17 protein-coding genes and 1 pseudogene are annotated in these 13,860 nt (G+C 72.0%); 9 read left to right on the top strand and 9 right to left on the bottom strand.

From position 1 onward, the window contains the following. Positions 1-28: 28 nt before the first annotated feature. Complete coding sequence (locus tag ACWCRD_RS15390; RefSeq protein ID WP_450966307.1) at positions 29-709, bottom strand: TetR/AcrR family transcriptional regulator; 681 nt, start codon at positions 707-709, stop codon at positions 29-31. Positions 710-810: 101 nt separating this feature from the next. On the opposite strand from ACWCRD_RS15390, the gene ACWCRD_RS15395 reads away from it, so the two are divergent. Continuing rightward, complete coding sequence (locus ACWCRD_RS15395) at positions 811-1,374, top strand: NAD(P)H-dependent oxidoreductase (protein WP_450966308.1); 564 nt, start codon at positions 811-813, stop codon at positions 1,372-1,374. A gap of 76 nt (positions 1,375-1,450) precedes the next feature. Here the strand turns inward: ACWCRD_RS15395 and ACWCRD_RS15400 are convergent, their stop codons facing one another. After that, positions 1,451-2,353 carry a LysR family transcriptional regulator gene (locus tag ACWCRD_RS15400; protein ID WP_450966309.1) on the bottom strand — a complete coding sequence of 301 codons (903 nt, stop codon included), beginning with the start codon at positions 2,351-2,353 and terminating at the stop codon, positions 1,451-1,453. A gap of 114 nt (positions 2,354-2,467) precedes the next feature. On the opposite strand from ACWCRD_RS15400, the gene ACWCRD_RS15405 reads away from it, so the two are divergent. After that, positions 2,468-2,686, top strand: coding sequence for a hypothetical protein (locus ACWCRD_RS15405; protein ID WP_450966310.1), 219 nt, complete (start codon positions 2,468-2,470; stop codon positions 2,684-2,686). On the opposite strand, the gene ACWCRD_RS15410 is transcribed toward ACWCRD_RS15405, so the two are convergent. Beyond that, on the bottom strand, positions 2,662-3,543 hold the full coding sequence (locus tag ACWCRD_RS15410; RefSeq protein ID WP_450966311.1) for an LLM class F420-dependent oxidoreductase: 882 nt from the start codon (positions 3,541-3,543) through the stop codon (positions 2,662-2,664). The genes ACWCRD_RS15405 and ACWCRD_RS15410 overlap by 25 nt on opposite strands. 341 nt (positions 3,544-3,884) lie before the next feature. Between ACWCRD_RS15410 and ACWCRD_RS15415 the strand changes: the two genes are divergently transcribed. Next, on the top strand, positions 3,885-4,859 hold the full coding sequence (locus ACWCRD_RS15415) for an alpha/beta hydrolase (protein ID WP_450966312.1): 975 nt from the start codon (positions 3,885-3,887) through the stop codon (positions 4,857-4,859). Between the two features lie 10 nt (positions 4,860-4,869). Here the strand turns inward: ACWCRD_RS15415 and ACWCRD_RS15420 are convergent, their stop codons facing one another. Next, complete coding sequence (locus ACWCRD_RS15420) at positions 4,870-5,154, bottom strand: hypothetical protein (RefSeq protein WP_450966313.1); 285 nt, start codon at positions 5,152-5,154, stop codon at positions 4,870-4,872. A 20-nt stretch (positions 5,155-5,174) separates the two neighbouring features. Continuing rightward, positions 5,175-5,327 carry a hypothetical protein gene (locus ACWCRD_RS15425; protein WP_450966314.1) on the bottom strand — a complete coding sequence of 51 codons (153 nt, stop codon included), beginning with the start codon at positions 5,325-5,327 and terminating at the stop codon, positions 5,175-5,177. A gap of 29 nt (positions 5,328-5,356) precedes the next feature. On the opposite strand from ACWCRD_RS15425, the gene ACWCRD_RS15430 reads away from it, so the two are divergent. Beyond that, positions 5,357-6,379: a helix-turn-helix domain-containing protein gene (locus ACWCRD_RS15430; RefSeq protein WP_450966315.1), complete on the top strand. Its 1,023-nt coding sequence runs from the start codon at positions 5,357-5,359 to the stop codon at positions 6,377-6,379. An 18-nt stretch (positions 6,380-6,397) separates the two neighbouring features. Here ACWCRD_RS15430 and ACWCRD_RS15435 read toward each other — a convergent pair whose 3' ends face one another. Together ACWCRD_RS15435 and ACWCRD_RS15440 are read right to left on the bottom strand one after the other, a co-directional pair. Continuing rightward, entirely contained in the window at positions 6,398-6,751 is a 354-nt protein-coding gene (locus ACWCRD_RS15435; RefSeq protein WP_450966316.1) for a hypothetical protein, read from the bottom strand. A 115-nt stretch (positions 6,752-6,866) separates the two neighbouring features. Next, positions 6,867-7,400: a 2'-5' RNA ligase family protein gene (locus ACWCRD_RS15440; protein WP_450966317.1), complete on the bottom strand. Its 534-nt coding sequence runs from the start codon at positions 7,398-7,400 to the stop codon at positions 6,867-6,869. A 135-nt stretch (positions 7,401-7,535) separates the two neighbouring features. Here ACWCRD_RS15440 and ACWCRD_RS15445 point away from each other — a divergent pair, with 135 nt between their 5' ends. The 3 genes and pseudogenes from ACWCRD_RS15445 (at position 7,536) to ACWCRD_RS15455 (ending at position 10,093) form a co-directional block, all read left to right on the top strand. Next, the gene (locus tag ACWCRD_RS15445; protein WP_450966318.1) at positions 7,536-7,994 is read left to right on the top strand and encodes a MarR family winged helix-turn-helix transcriptional regulator; all 459 of its coding nucleotides are present in this window, start codon (positions 7,536-7,538) and stop codon (positions 7,992-7,994) included. 167 nt (positions 7,995-8,161) lie between these two features. Beyond that, a complete protein-coding gene (locus ACWCRD_RS15450; protein ID WP_450966319.1) occupies positions 8,162-9,373 on the top strand; it encodes an MFS transporter in 1,212 nt (403 codons plus the stop codon). Then, positions 9,370-10,093, top strand: a pseudogene (locus tag ACWCRD_RS15455) (aldo/keto reductase). Before ACWCRD_RS15450 ends, ACWCRD_RS15455 begins: the two are co-directional and overlap by 4 nt. Before the next feature lie 25 nt (positions 10,094-10,118). Here the strand turns inward: ACWCRD_RS15455 and ACWCRD_RS15460 are convergent. Next, on the bottom strand, positions 10,119-11,039 hold the full coding sequence (locus ACWCRD_RS15460) for a LysR family transcriptional regulator (protein ID WP_450966320.1): 921 nt from the start codon (positions 11,037-11,039) through the stop codon (positions 10,119-10,121). Between the two features lie 142 nt (positions 11,040-11,181). Between ACWCRD_RS15460 and ACWCRD_RS15465 the strand changes: the two genes are divergently transcribed. Together ACWCRD_RS15465 and ACWCRD_RS15470 are read left to right on the top strand one after the other, a co-directional pair. Then, a complete protein-coding gene (locus ACWCRD_RS15465; RefSeq protein WP_450966321.1) occupies positions 11,182-12,435 on the top strand; it encodes an MFS transporter in 1,254 nt (417 codons plus the stop codon). A gap of 137 nt (positions 12,436-12,572) precedes the next feature. Then, positions 12,573-12,836 carry a hypothetical protein gene (locus tag ACWCRD_RS15470; protein ID WP_450966322.1) on the top strand — a complete coding sequence of 88 codons (264 nt, stop codon included), beginning with the start codon at positions 12,573-12,575 and terminating at the stop codon, positions 12,834-12,836. Positions 12,837-12,982: 146 nt separating this feature from the next. On the opposite strand, the gene ACWCRD_RS15475 is transcribed toward ACWCRD_RS15470, so the two are convergent. Then, positions 12,983-13,318 carry an SAV_915 family protein gene (locus ACWCRD_RS15475; protein ID WP_450966323.1) on the bottom strand — a complete coding sequence of 112 codons (336 nt, stop codon included), beginning with the start codon at positions 13,316-13,318 and terminating at the stop codon, positions 12,983-12,985. Between the last annotated feature and the right edge of the window lie 542 nt (positions 13,319-13,860).

Raw genomic sequence — 13,860 nt, forward strand, 5'->3', positions numbered from 1 at the left:
GGCGTCGCGGACCCCGTCCGAGCCCGGTTCAGCAGGGCGGGCGGCCGCCGGTGACGCGGTCGACCAGGTCGATCCAGCCCTTCTCCAGGCGTTCCAGGGGCATCCCGCACTGCTCGGTGAGGTGGTGTATCAAGGCAGGGTCGAGATACCCCATCAGCGTCCGGGCCAGCAGATCGCAGTCGGCGTCCGGCACGACCTGCCGCAGCAGGATCGTGACGTGCATGGTCAGTGCCCGAGTCGACGGGTGAGTGAACCGGCGGGTCGGCTCCGGCTGGGCCGCCAGTTGCAGGTCCAGCTGCTCGGCCGAGCGGTAGAGCACCGCCACCCCGAATGCCCGCAGCCGCTCCAGGGGCCGCGCCCCGGGGCCCAGCGGCGGCGGTCCGCCGAGGAAGTCGGCCTGCAGCTTCCTCGACGAATGGTCCAGCAGCGCCGTCAGCAGCCCGGTGCGGTCGCCGAAGCGGCGGAAGACGGTCCCCTTGCCCACATTGGCCGCCGCGGCGACCGCCTCCATGGTCACCCCGGCCGCCCCGTGCTCCGCGATCAGCCGGGTGGCCGCCTCCAGCAGCCGGGCCCGGTTGCGGGCTGCGTCGGCGCGCAGGCACGGCTCGTCCCCGGCGGAGCTGAGCTGCAGCAACTCGGGCTCGCCGGTGGGCTCTTGAGGCCTCGGGAAGGGCGGCAGCGTGGCGGACATGAAGACAGCGTAAAGCATCGGGAACAAAACTGGACCGCGGTCCGGTTAGGGTGCTACAAAATAAACGGACCTCGGTCCGGATCGTAACGGCAATGTTTCAGCATCCTCTGGAGTACCCCATGTCTGTTCGCATCCTTGCGCTCGTCGGCAGCCTCCGCGCCGGTTCGCACAACCGCCAGCTCGCCGAGGCGGCCGTCAAGCTCGCCCCCGAGGGCGCGGACGTCGTGCTGTTCGAGGGCCTGGCCGAGATCCCCTTCTACAACGAGGACATCGACGTCGAAGGCAGCGTCCCGGCCGCCGCCGCGAAGCTCCGCGAGGCCGCGCAGGCCGCCGACGCGTTCCTGTTCTTCTCCCCCGAGTACAACGGCACCATCCCGGCCGTCCTGAAGAACGCCATCGACTGGCTGTCCCGCCCCTACGGCGCCGGCGCCTTCGGCGGCAAGCCGGTCGCCGTGGTCGGCACCGCCTTCGGCCAGTTCGGCGGCGTGTGGGCGCAGGACGAGACCCGCAAGGCCGTGGGCATCGCCGGCGGCAAGGTGCTGGAGGACGTCAAGCTCTCCATCCCCGGCTCCGTGGTCCGCTTCGCAGAGACCCACCCGGCCGACGACACCGAGGTCGCCGCGCAGCTGACCGAGGTCATCGCCCGCATTCACGGCCACGCCAACGAGGCCGCTGCCGCCTGAGCGGACGCGACTGCAGCAGAATCCCAAGGGGCCGGAGCGGATCAGCTCCGGCCCCTTTGTGTGCCTGGTCCGGGTGTCAGGCCACCGCTGTCGGCGCCAGTTCGCGCAGTTCCCGCAGTGCGGCCGCGATCGCGGGCCGTTCCCGGGCGCCACGGCGGGTGCAGGTGAGCAGCTTGCGGTGCGGGTTGCCGGTGCAGCGCACGCGGGTGATCGGCAGATGCGGGGTCAACTGGGCCAGCCGCGGGATCAGTGCGACGCCGAGGCGGCTCGCGACCAGGTGGGCTGTGACGTTCCAGTCCAGCGCGTGATGGACGATGTCCGGGCTGAACCCGGCCTCCCCGCAGGCCGACAGCACGTGCGGGCGGCAGGGGCTGTCCGCCACGGGGGCGATCCAGTCCTCGTGCGCCGCTTCGGACAGGTCCACGCGCTCGTGCCCGGCCAGTGGGTGGTCCTCGGGGACGACCAGGTCGAACGGGTCGTCCAGGAGCGGCTGCTGGTCGAAGCGGGCGTCGCCGAGGGGTGGGTTGTGCGGCGTGGCCTCGACGACGGCCAGGTCGGTCTCCCCCTCGAAGAGCAGGTCGAAGCTGCCGGGGACGCCGGCCTCCTGGATGCGCACGGACAGCCGCGGATGGCGCTCGTGCAGCCGGACCGCCATCGGGGCCAGCAGCACCGAGACGGCCACCGGGAACCCGCTCACGCGCAGCGGCCCGGCGGGGGCGTGTTCGGCGCGCAGGTCGAGCTCGGCCTGTTCCCAGCGGGCCTGGATCGCGTCCGCGTGCGCGAGCAGGCTCTCGGCGGCCGGGGTGAGCCGCACCCCGCGGCCCTGCGGTTCGAGGAGGTCGACGCCGAGGTCGCGGGCGAGCTGGCGGATCTGCTGGGAGGCCGCGGACGTGGTGAAGTGCAGGGCGCGGGCGGCCGCGGTGACCGTGCCGTAGTGGGCCACCGCCCGCAGGACGTGCAGTCGGCGCAGGTCAATCATGAAGCCCAGGCTTCAAGGTCGGGTCCACAAAGTCAACCTGGACGTGTACGGATTCCGCGCTGCACCCTGGCTGTGTCGCGACGGTCCACCAGTCAGGACGTACGAGGAGTTGCCATGATCAGCACGACCGGCACCAGCTGCCCGCACTGCGGTTGGCCGGACGGCGCCGAGCCCTTCCAGGTGGTGTCGAGGCACAGCACCGCGTCGGGCCGCACGGAGTGGACGCGTTGCGGCTGCGGCTCGCTGCAGGTCCGGGTGGTCGACGGCTGCGGGATGCGCGTCGTCTCGCGCAGTGGTCCCGCGGAGCCTCACTCCAGCCCGGCCAGCCGCTGAACGGCGGGGGCCGCGAAGCTCTCGATCCACGCCGCGGGCTCGCCGAGACGCGGCACGAGGATCACGGTGTCCAGGCCGAGCTTGGTGTAGCCGGAGATGTCCCGCGTGAAGGCGTCGAGGTCGCCGGCCGTGGCCGACTCGCTGGTGTAGGCGACCGTCTTGCGGATCCGGTCGTAGTCGCGCCCCTCGGCCTCGCAGTGCCCGCGCAGCACGTCGAGCTTGTGGCGGACCTCCTCCGGCGAGGTCGCGAACAGGTTGCAGGCATCGCCGTACCGGGCGACCAGGCGCAGCGTCTTCTTCTCGCCCCCGCCGCCGATCATGATCTCGGGGTGGGGGCTGCTGACCGGTGCCGGTACGCACAGGGTCTCGGCCAGTTCGTAGTGCTTGCCCTCGAAGGGGCCGTTGGCCTGCGGGTCCCACATCTGCAGACAGATCCGCAGGGTCTCCTCGAGCCGTTCGAAGCGCTCGGCGAGCGGCGGGAACGGTACGCCGAGCCCCTCGTGCTCGCGGTCGTACCAGGCCGCGCCGATACCGAGGGTGGCGCGGCCGCCGGACAGCACGTCAAGCGTGGTGGCGATCTTGGCGAGCAGTCCGGGGTGCCGGTACGTCACGCCGGTCACCAGCGCGCCCAGCTGAACGGTGGACGTGTGGCCCGCGAGATAGCCGAGGGTCGTGTAGGCCTCCAGCATGGGGTCCTCGGCGCCGCCGTTGAACTCCATCTGGAAGTAGTGGTCCATGACCGACAGCCGGCTGATCCCTGCCGCCTCGGCCGCGGCGCCCGTCGCGGCGAGTTCCGCGCCGAGGGCGGGCCCTCCGCCGCTGTGGTTGAACCGGTTGATGTGTACGCCCACCCGCATGACCGTCTCCGTCCGCCCGGACCCTTGCCGTCCCCAGTGACGCTAAAGCTTCGAGCGCTCTCGAAGTCAAGCGTGCGCCTGGCCGCGCCGCCTGGATGTGCGGCCGAACCGCGGCGGACTCCGCCCGCCCTGCTCAGCCGGCGCCGCCCGCTTCCGCCGCGTCCGGCTGCTCCTGCGTCGCCTGCCTCTCCTGCTTCTTCGACGCCCACAGGCTGGTGATCGTCGTCACCGTCAGCCCGCCGTTCGGCGGGCAGGTTCCGCCGGACGGCGGCGGTCCGTACGGCGGCCGGTGCGTGAATCATGTCGGCCAGAGCCGCCGCGCCGTGCGTGAGGAGACAGTCATGACCCTGGTCCCGCCCCCGTTCGATCCCGAACTTGCCGCAGCACTCGAGCTGATCAAGGACGTGGTCCAACCCGGTCTCACCCTCGACGAGATCGACCTGGTGCGCCAGGGCCCGGGCATCGCGATGCTCGCCCAGCTCGACCTGACCGCGGGCGGGTTCTTCGAGGTCGAGGACCGTACCGTGCCCGGCCCCGAGAACGCGCCTGACATCTCCCTGCTGATCTGCCGCCCCGCCGGTTCGCCGGTCGCCGGTCCGCGGCCCGTCGTGTACCACGTCCACGGTGGTGGGCTGGTCATCGGCAACAACCGGGTCGGTGTGGACGTACCCCTGGCGTGGGCGCAGCAGCTGGACGCGGTCGTGGTGTCGGTGGAGTACCGGCTGGCTCCGGAGCATCCGTATCCGGCGCAGATCGAGGACGTGTACGCCGGGCTGCTGTGGACGGCGGAGCACGCCGAAGAGCTCGGCGCCGACCCGGAGCGGATCGTGATCGCGGGTGCCAGCGCGGGCGGTGGGCTGAGTGCGGCGCTGGCCCTGCTGACCAGGGACCGCAAGGGCCCGCGGCCGCTCGGCCAGGTGCTGATGTGCCCGATGCTGGACGATCGCAACGACAGCCCGTCCACGTACCAGATGGCGGGCCTGGGCGTCTGGGACCGCACCGCCAACGAGACCGGCTGGACGGCGCTGCTGGGCGAGGAGCGCGGCGGCCCGGACGTACCGCCGTACGCCGCGCCCGCCCGTGCCGAGGACCTGTCCGGTCTGCCTCCGGCCTTCCTGGACGTCGGTTCCGCGGAGACCTTCCGCGACGAGACCGTGGCCTACGCCTCCCGGATCTGGCAGGCCGGCGGAGTGGCCGAGCTGCACGTCTGGCCGGGCGGCTTCCACGGCTTCGACGGCTTCGCCCCCCAGGCAACACTGTCCCAGGCGGCCCGGGCGGCCCATCTGGACTGGCTGCGGCGGTTGCTGGCGCGGTAACGGGCGGCGGTCAGGAGGGTTCCTCCACGACGACCGCGCCGGCGAGTGCGGTGGTGGAGGCGAAACCTCCCATGGCGGTCTCGTACAGCAGGGCCGCGCGGGTGGGTCCGAGGAGCCGGGCGAGTTGTCCGGGGGCCACGGGCGCGTCCGCGACGACGGTCTTGTCGACCGGGTAGACCAGTACCGGCAGCAGACTGTCGTCGAACAGGGCAACGGGCCGTCGCCGGCAGAAGGACGAGGGCATCAGCAGCGGACCGCGGCCCTCGAGGACCAGGTCGCGGTCGACCGGCACCACGGCCTGAACGGGAACACGCTCTACACCCTCGCCTCAGGCTGGACCTTCCCGTCGCACGACTTCTCGCCCGTCTGGGCGGTGCGGAACTGCTGACGCCCGCCGTCCACTGACAGCAGCGCATCGCGGCCGCACCGCTCCCGCAGTGCGGCCGCGATGCCGCAGGTGCTCCTCATGGAGTGCGCCATGGCGCATCATGGCCGGTATGAAAGAGCTGGCCGGGCGCCTGACCGCGCTGGATCCCGATGCCGGTGCGGCCGTGCGGGTCATCGCCTACTTCGACCGGCTGGCCGAGACCAGGGCCGGTCTGGAGGCGCTGGTGCGCGGGGCGGCCGTGCTGGCCGGTTGTCCCGCGCGGCTCGTCGATGCCGGCCGGCTCGTGCGGGTGAGGGTCGAGCCCGACGGCGCCCGCAAGGACACCGGAGCGCCGCCGGAGCCGGACTGGCCGAGCGCGGCACTGGAGCCCGGCGGCGCCCCGGCGCTGTGGCTGGAGCGGGCGGGTTCCGGGCCGAGCGTCGTCGACGCGGTGATCCTGGAGCGGGCAGCCGGTGCGATACGGCTGGTCCTGGACCGCACCCGGGGCCGCGCCCCGGCCTCCCCCGCCGACGACCCGGCTCTGATCGAGACGCTGCTCGACGCCACGGTGCCCGAGCCGGCCCGGCTGCACGCGGCCCGCCGCCTCGGCATCGACCCCGCCGACCCGGCCGTACGGATCCGCGCCCTTGCTCCCGGCGACGGACCACCCCGCATCCTGGCGGCCCGGGCGGGTGCCCGACCGGGCGACGCCGAGCTGCCCGCCGGTCGCCTCGGCGTGGGACCCGCCGTACCCGTGCCCGACCTGCCGGGCTCGTGGGCGGCGGCCCGCACGGCTCTCCGGTTCACTGCCGACGGCACACCACGGGACCCCGGCCCGCGAGTGGTCTACGCCGACGAACTGGGCGGCATCGCGCTGCTCGCGGATCTCGTCGTACCGGGTGCCGAGCCGCCGCCCGACGTGCGGGCCCTGGAAGCGGCAGCGGGCGCGCTGCCCGGGCTGCTGGCCACGCTGCACGCCGTGGCCGCCACGACGAGCCAGCGCGCGGCGGCCGCCGAGATCAACGTGCACCACTCCACGCTCCAGGACCGCCTGACCCACGCCGAGCACCTGCTCGGCTGGCCGCTGCGCACCCCGCAGGGCCGGCTCAGGCTTCAACTGGCGCTGACGATGCGGCACTTGGCGCGGCCGTAGCCCCTCGGTGCACGAGTTTCACCTGAACTCGTGGATCACCTGGATCTCGCCGTCGATATGGGCGTTGAACTCGTCGAGCTCCTCGGCCGGCACCCACAGCTCGAGGATGGTCTCGCCGCCGGCCTGCCGCACGGGGTACCGGCTCAGGAACTCCGTGTCGACCTCGAACCGGGTGACGAAGCCTGCGCCGTCGTGCTTGACGTTCCAGTCCCGCGCGATCTTGATGGCGTAGTCCTCGTTGAGCACCGGATAGAAGATCGGCTGCTCGGGCAGCCGCGGCGGCCAGGCGCGCCACTCCAGCTCACGAACCAGCTCCAGCTCCCTGGGGCCGGTGGGGCGCCACAGGGTGGTCGTCGGTCGCGGGCTGGTCATGGCGTTCGCTTTCCGGAGGGATCGGTGGCCGGTGCGCCGGTCGGGAGTCCGGACGGTACCGGCGAGGCCGGTGCGGCGGCCAAGGAGTTTCGGGCGGCGAGTGGGTTCCGGGCCGCTACCGGAGAGCGAAGGACGCCCGGTGCAGCCAGTCGGTGCCGTCGTACGCCACGAGGTCGACCGTGGGCACGCGGGCCGTGAAGGGGAGGGCGGGGCGCAGGCCGGCCTCGATCTCGTCCAGTACGGCCTCGTCCTGGCCCTGGGCGACCGTGAGGTGCGGGTGCGGGTCGTACTTTCCGCCGTACGGCGGGGCTTCCGGCCAGCGCTCGACGACCGCGTCGGTGAGCCCGCGGAACGGAGCGTCGGGGGTGGGCGCGAGGTAGAGCACCCCGGGAAACCGTCCGGATTTCTCGAACCGCACCTCGAAGGAACGGCGGCCCCCGAAGATCTCGTCCAGGGCGGCGCAGGTCCCGGCGTCGACCAGGGAGGCGGGCAGGAAGGGGAAGACCACGGTGACGTGGGCCGGGACGCCGGCTCGGGCCGCCGGGTCGAAGCGGTCCCGCCAGGACCGGACCACCGCTTCCGCCTCGGGTACGGGTACGACGAGCGCCGTCTGCCCCGCCGTGAAAGGACCGGATTCCTCGTCTGCCATGCCATGGGTGTACCAGGCGGATACCCGCGGGCGCGACCCGACACCCCTTGCATACGCGCCTTACCAGCGCTCGATGAAAATTTCACCGATGCCCTATCCTGGGCCGCAGGCACTTCGGGACGGAGGACCCAGCCCATGACCGCGACGGATCCGGCGCTCACCGCGCTCGCGTCGAGCTGGTCGGCCCTGTCGCTGTTGCACGGCAGGATCGAGGCCCACATCGAGCGCGCCCTGCAGGCCGGGCACGATCTGAGTGTGCGCGAGTACTCCCTGCTGGACGTGCTGAGCCGGCAGCACGACGGAGAGGGCGGACACCTGCAGATGAAGCAGGTCGCCGACGCGGTGGTCCTCAGCCAGAGCGCCACGACCCGGCTGGTCACACGCCTGGAGGACCGCGGGCTGCTGACCCGCTACCTGTGCCCCACCGACCGGCGCGGCATCTACACCAACGTCACCGAGGCCGGCCTCCGGCTCCTGGAGGAGGCCCGCCCGACCAACGAGGCGGCCCTGCGCGAGGCCCTGGACGAGGCCGCCCAGAGCCCGGAGCTCGCCCCCCTGGTGGAAGCCGTCGAGACGCTTCGCGTTCCTGCCTGACACCAAGCCCCGCCGCGGAAGTCGCGCTGCGGGGCTTTCACCTGGCCACATACTTGCAGACACCTACTACCCGCCTCAGCCATTCCATGCGATTGCATTTATCGAGCGTATGCAACTATTGTCAACGCCTGTAAGCGTTACACGCAATCACCTGGAAGGTACTTCCCATGCCTCTCGCCCTCCTGGCCCTGGCCATCGGGGCCTTCGGGATCGGCACCACGGAATTCGTGATCATGGGCGTGCTGCCCGAGGTCGCGGGTGACTTCGGCGTCTCCATCCCCACCGCCGGCTGGCTCGTCTCCGGCTACGCCCTGGGCGTCGTCCTCGGCGCGCCCCTGCTGACGGTCCTGGGCACCAAGGTCTCCCGCAAGAAGATGCTCATGTTCCTCATGGGCCTGTTCGTGGTGGGCAACACCCTGTCCGCGTTCGCCCCCACCTTCGGCGCCATGCTCGCCGGCCGGGTGATCGCCTCTCTCGCGCACGGCGCGTTCTTCGGCATCGGCTCCGTGGTCGCGGCCGGTCTGGTCGCGCCGGAGAAGAAGGCGTCCGCGATCTCCCTGATGTTCACGGGCCTGACCGTCGCCAACGTCGTGGGCGTCCCGCTGGGCACGTACATCGGCCAGGCCGCCGGATGGCGGGTCACCTTCACCGCCGTCGCCGCGCTCGGCATCGCGGGCCTCGTCGGGGTGGCGAAGCTGGTGCCCGAACCGGGCCGCCCGGAATCCGGAACCGTCCGTACCGAGTTCGCCGCCTTCCGCAATGTGCAGGTCTGGATCGCGATGGCGATGACGGTCCTCGGCTTCGGCGGGGTGTTCGCCGCGATCACCTACATCACGCCGATGATGACGGAGGTCGCCGGCTACTCGGCCGGTGCGGTGACCTGGCTGCTGGTGCTGTTCGGGGCCGGGATGTTCCTGGGCAACCTGGTGGGCGGCCGGTTCGCCGACCGTGCCCTGATGCCCATGCTGTTCACCGCGCTCGGTGCCCTGTCCCTGGCACTGCTGCTGTTCACAGCGACCGCCCACGACAAGGTCCTCGCCGCGATCACCCTGACGCTGATCGGCGCGCTGGGCTTCGCCTCCGTGCCCCCGCTGCAGAAGTGGGTGCTCGACCAGGCCTCGGCCGCCCCGACACTGGCCTCCGCCGCCAACATCGGCGCGTTCAACCTCGGCAACGCACTGTCCGCCTGGCTCGGTGGTCTCGTCATCTCGGCCGGCCTCGGCTACACGGCGCCGAGCTGGGTCGGCGCCCTGATGGCCGGCAGCGCGCTGCTCCTGTCCTTCCTGGCGGCCTCCCTCGACCGCCGCACCCGTCCGGCCGGCCGGGTCGTGGCCGCGTCCGCACCGGCCGAGCACATCCCGGCCGCCGCACGGCACTGATCATCCAACTCGCAAGCGACTCAACGCACGTCTTCCAGGTCCCCGATGCCGAGACCACCGCCGGGGTGAGCGCCGCAGTGGAGGCCGGGTACCGCAGCATCGACTCGGCCGCCGTCCACGTCAACGGAGCCGACGTCGGCGCCGCGCTCGCCTCCTCCGGCATCACCGGGGGTACGACGTCACGCTCCGCGCCTTCGATGCGAGCCTGGCCAGGCTGGGCCTGCACTACCACACCGGCCCGCGACCCGTACCGGGAGTCCTGGCAGGCCATCGAGAAGCTTGCGGGCGACGGGCGGATCCGCGCGGCCGGTGTCTCCGACTTCCGGCCGTCCCGTCTGCACCGGCTGCCGACAGGCAGCGCGCTGGCGCCGGCTGTCAACCGGACGAACCGCACCCCGGCCTCCAGCAGCGTGAACCGCGCGCCCAGCACGGCACTTGGGCATCGCCACGGATACCTGGAGTCAGCCGGCGCAGGGCGCGGTGCTGGCCGAGCCCGCGCTGACGGAGATCGCCGAGCGGTACGGCAAGTCGCCGGTGCAGCTGGCGCTGCGCCGGCGTCTTCAGCTCGGCAATGTGGTGATCCCGAAGTCCGTCACACCCGCCCGCATCCGCGAGAACATCGACGGCTTCGACTTCGCCCTCGGCGACCAGAAGACGGCCGCGATCGCCGCCCTGGACCGGGGGCCGCGCACCGGCCCCGGCCCGGACACCCTCAACTGACCGCGGACGCGGCGCGTTCAGGCCGTCACTGGGCCCATTTCGGGGTCCAGGTGTCGGCGTCCCGCCGGGCGGTGCCGAGGTGGGCGCGGAGCGAGGCCAGGGCCGGATGCGGGTTGTCGGCGCGCCAGATCAGCGAGTGCGGGTAGACGGGCGTGGGGTCGCGCACGGGGATGCGGCGCAGGTCGTGGTCGGCCGGCCAGACCATGCGGGTCTGCACGCCGACGAAGGTCGCGAGCAGCGAGGAGTCGGCGATGGTGTCGAGGAGCGGTTCGGTGCCGAAGTCGGGACCGGTGACCTCGATGGTGAAGCCGAAGGCCGCGGCCAGGTCGTCGTAGTAGGCGGCCCATTCGGTGCCCGCGACGTTGCCGGGCATCCAGATCCGGTGCCCGGCCAGCTGGGCCGGGGTGACGGCGCGGGCGGAGGCGAGCGCGTGCCGGGGCCCGGTGAGGAGTTCGAGGGGCTCGTCGTGGACGCGAGCCGCCTCGATGCCCTCGGGCAGCTGCCGGGCGGGCAGAGTGAGGGCGCGGAAGGACGCGTCGATCGTGCCGGAGCGCACCGCGGAGATCGCCGCGTCGGCGTCGAAGAGCGTCACGACGTCGAGGGCCGAGTCGGGGTGGGCGCGGTGGAAGTCCCGGATCAGGTCGGCCGGGGCGAGCCGGCGGCCGATCACGTCGACGCGCAGGGCACGGCGGCCGGGCCGTACGGAGGCCGCGGCGCGCTCCTCCGCCTGCAACAGTTCGCGGGCGTGGGGCAGGAAGACCTGGCCGTCGACGGTGAGCTGGGCGCCACGCGCAGTGCGGGTGAAGAGCCGCGCACCGAGGTCCTTCTCCAGCGCGGCGACCCGCTTGGAGACAGCCTGCTGGGTGACGTCCAGGCCGAGGGCGGCCTCCCGGAACTGTCCGGCGTCCGCGACGGCCACGAAAGTGCGCACTGCGTCGATGTCCACGCGCCCTTTTCTACAACGTCCCGTTGCCTGTGGGCCTACAACTTCAGGTTGTCGGACGACCTGCGCGTCGGTTGTTTGCCCCCGTGCCACAGGACCGGCTTTGATGTCGCCGGTCGGGATTGAGGCGGACGGGGAGGCCGGCATGCGGGGCAGGCAGGCGCTGGGGCGGCAGTTCGGATGGCTGTGGGGGGCGTACGCCGTCAGCGCGATCGGGACATGGCTCGCCTTCGACGCGTTCTCGCTGATAGCGGTGATCGTGCTGCATGCCGGGGCGACCGAGGTGGCGGTGCTGTCGGCGGCCGGGCTCGCGGTGGGGGCGGTGGTGGCGACGCCGCTCGGGCCGTGGATGGAGTTCCGTCGCAAGCGGCCCGTGATGATGTTCATGGATCTGGTCCGCTGTGGGGCGTTGCTGACCATTCCGGTCGCGTTCGCGCTCGGTGCGCTCACCTTCGTACAACTTCTGGTTGTGTCGATCGTCGTCGGCGCGGCCGACATCGGCTTCACCGCGGCGAGCGGGGCCTTCGTCAAATCGCTGCTGCCCCCGGAGGACCTGCTCGCCGCGAACGCGCGGTTCGAGGCGACCCAGTGGACCGCGACCATCCTGGGGCCGCCCCTGGGCGGGGCCGCGATGGGCCTGTTCGGGCCGGTGATGACCGTGGTGGCCAATGCGGTGAGCTTCCTGCTGTCGGCCGTCGGGATCCGCGCGATCGGCGGGACCGAGACGCATCCCGTACGGCCGGCGCCGGGGCCGGGGCAGGCGCCGACCGGCAGTCTGCTCGAAGGATGGCGGTACATCCTGGCCCATCCGACGCTGCGGCCGATGTTCTTCAACACGGTGCTGTACAACGCCCTGATCATGGTGTCGCTTCCGCTGCTCGCCGTGCTGATGGTCGGTGATCTCGGCTTCGCGGCCTGGCAGTACGGCCTGGCCTTCTCCGTACCCAGCATCGGCGGCCTGATCGGCTCGCGGCTGGCCCGCCGGCTCGTGCCGAGGTTCGGAGAGCGGCGGCTGCTGCTCGTCTCGGGGACGCTGCGCGCGTGTTGGCCGATCGGCCTCGCCTTCGTCGGGCCCGGCACTGCGGGGCTGGTGCTCGTCATGGTCGTGGAGCTGGGGGTGATCATGTCCTGTGCCGTGTTCAACCCGGTGTACTCCACCATTCGGCTGCGGCAGACGGACGCGGGCCGGGTGGCGCGCACGCTCTCCGCGTGGTCGGTCACCAACAAGGCGACGGCCGCCGCGATGACCGCCCTGTGGGGCCTGCTGGCAGGCCTGACCGGCCCCCGCACGGCGATCGCCGTCGCCGGTGTCCTTGTCCTGGCCACCCCGCTGCTGCTGCCCCGCCGTATCGCAGACCCCGCGGCGATGACGCAGCCGAGCGTCGACGAAGCGGCCTGAGCCGCCGGCCCCGATCCTCCGGGTTCCGTGAGGAGTTGCCGCTCATCGCGGCGGGCAAGGTGATGAAGGACCAACTGCGATGAGGACGGCCGGGAGCCGTGATCCGGTTCCCGCCGACGAAACGGAGATCCCTTCTGATGACAAATCACGCGGCCGGCCTGACGACGGACCCGTCCCTCGACCAGATCGAGCGCCTCGACGACGAGATCATCGCCCTCCTCGCCCGCCGCCGCGCGATGGCCCAGGAACTCCCGCCCCCGGCCCGCGCCCGCGCCGCCGATCCGGCCTTCGCCGAGACGGTACGAGGCATGACGGGCCGCTACCGGAGGGAACTCGGCGGCGCGGGCGAACTGGTCGCCCGCGCGGTGATGGTGCTGTGCGATCCCAGCCGGGACATCTGAGTCGTCGCGACGCACCGGGCACCGACGGGCACGTCACCGCCGCTTCTCGATGACCTTCGGGTGCACGAGCGTTCCGACGATTTCGATGCGCAGGCCGTCGATGGTGCTGACGGAACGGTCGTGAAGCGTGGTCATCGTGTCCTCTCTCAGCCGACGCGTACGGCGAGCGCGGGAACGACGGAATTCACCGGCCGGGCGGCCCGGGCCGTGAACTGGGGGTCCATCGTGACGGTGGTGACGCCGAGCGGTTCGGTCAGCGCGCGCAGAGCCGGCTCGGCAAGTCTGATCCACGCCTGCCCGGGGCCGAGCGTCGCGGTCAGCCGGCTCTCGGAGGTGAAGGCGACGGCCGTACGGTCGCCGAGAGGTGTGCGGAAGACTCGCGTCACACACCCCGAGGGTCCCGGCCGGACGGGAACGAACAGCGGTCCGACCGGGAACGGATCAGAGGGTTCCGGGTCTTCGCCGGACAGGATGTTGGCCATGGGACGCCTCCAGGAGGACGGTGGGACGCGAGTGGGCCCGGGCCGGGCGAGTGACTGGGCGCCCCGAACGCGGGGAGGCGGAACGGGGCGCACCGATGACGTTATGCCTGTCCGCCCCGGTGACCCGCCGGCTCATGACGCAACGCTGACGGGCATCGGGCAAACACTGACGTGGCGATGACGCCGACGGCGATGACCGCCCCGCTTCTCAGCCCGCCCGCGTTGTTGTGTACAAAGTCTCGCCAGGGTCCCGATGTCTGCTCCGACACATCACGGTGGTGCGCCAAGACACAGGTCATGACGCTGTGGGCAGCGTTGACATGGGCCCGGATTTGGCCGTACAAATCCGAGCAGAGGCAGGTACCCAATCCCCTGGGGGACCGTTGACTGTCGCCCGTCTCCTCGCGCAGTGGGCCCATGCGTATTGCGCGACGCCGGACGACCTGGCGCCCGCCGAGCGGGCGCCGGGGGACACCGTGGCCGTCTCGCCCGCCGCCCGTGCGCATCCCCTGCGGGGCGTCACCGCCGTACTGCCGGACGCG

The organism is Streptomyces sp. NPDC002092, assembly GCF_053593775.1.

What these genes read in the sequence shown, in the direction of transcription:
- ACWCRD_RS15390 (WP_450966307.1), bottom strand. Translation starts at nt 709, where the DNA reads ATGCTTTACGCTGTCTTCATGTCCGCCACGCTGCCGCCCTTCCCGAGG.
- ACWCRD_RS15395 (WP_450966308.1), top strand. Translation starts at nt 811, where the DNA reads ATGTCTGTTCGCATCCTTGCGCTCGTCGGCAGCCTCCGCGCCGGTTCG.
- ACWCRD_RS15400 (WP_450966309.1), bottom strand. Translation starts at nt 2,353, where the DNA reads ATGATTGACCTGCGCCGACTGCACGTCCTGCGGGCGGTGGCCCACTAC.
- ACWCRD_RS15405 (WP_450966310.1), top strand. Translation starts at nt 2,468, where the DNA reads ATGATCAGCACGACCGGCACCAGCTGCCCGCACTGCGGTTGGCCGGAC.
- ACWCRD_RS15410 (WP_450966311.1), bottom strand. Translation starts at nt 3,543, where the DNA reads ATGCGGGTGGGCGTACACATCAACCGGTTCAACCACAGCGGCGGAGGG.
- ACWCRD_RS15415 (WP_450966312.1), top strand. Translation starts at nt 3,885, where the DNA reads ATGACCCTGGTCCCGCCCCCGTTCGATCCCGAACTTGCCGCAGCACTC.
- ACWCRD_RS15425 (WP_450966314.1), bottom strand. Translation starts at nt 5,327, where the DNA reads ATGAGGAGCACCTGCGGCATCGCGGCCGCACTGCGGGAGCGGTGCGGC.
- ACWCRD_RS15430 (WP_450966315.1), top strand. Translation starts at nt 5,357, where the DNA reads ATGAAAGAGCTGGCCGGGCGCCTGACCGCGCTGGATCCCGATGCCGGT.
- ACWCRD_RS15435 (WP_450966316.1), bottom strand. Translation starts at nt 6,751, where the DNA reads ATGACCAGCCCGCGACCGACGACCACCCTGTGGCGCCCCACCGGCCCC.
- ACWCRD_RS15440 (WP_450966317.1), bottom strand. Translation starts at nt 7,400, where the DNA reads ATGGCAGACGAGGAATCCGGTCCTTTCACGGCGGGGCAGACGGCGCTC.
- ACWCRD_RS15445 (WP_450966318.1), top strand. Translation starts at nt 7,536, where the DNA reads ATGACCGCGACGGATCCGGCGCTCACCGCGCTCGCGTCGAGCTGGTCG.
- ACWCRD_RS15450 (WP_450966319.1), top strand. Translation starts at nt 8,162, where the DNA reads ATGCCTCTCGCCCTCCTGGCCCTGGCCATCGGGGCCTTCGGGATCGGC.
- ACWCRD_RS15465 (WP_450966321.1), top strand. Translation starts at nt 11,182, where the DNA reads ATGCGGGGCAGGCAGGCGCTGGGGCGGCAGTTCGGATGGCTGTGGGGG.
- ACWCRD_RS15470 (WP_450966322.1), top strand. Translation starts at nt 12,573, where the DNA reads ATGACAAATCACGCGGCCGGCCTGACGACGGACCCGTCCCTCGACCAG.
- ACWCRD_RS15475 (WP_450966323.1), bottom strand. Translation starts at nt 13,318, where the DNA reads ATGGCCAACATCCTGTCCGGCGAAGACCCGGAACCCTCTGATCCGTTC.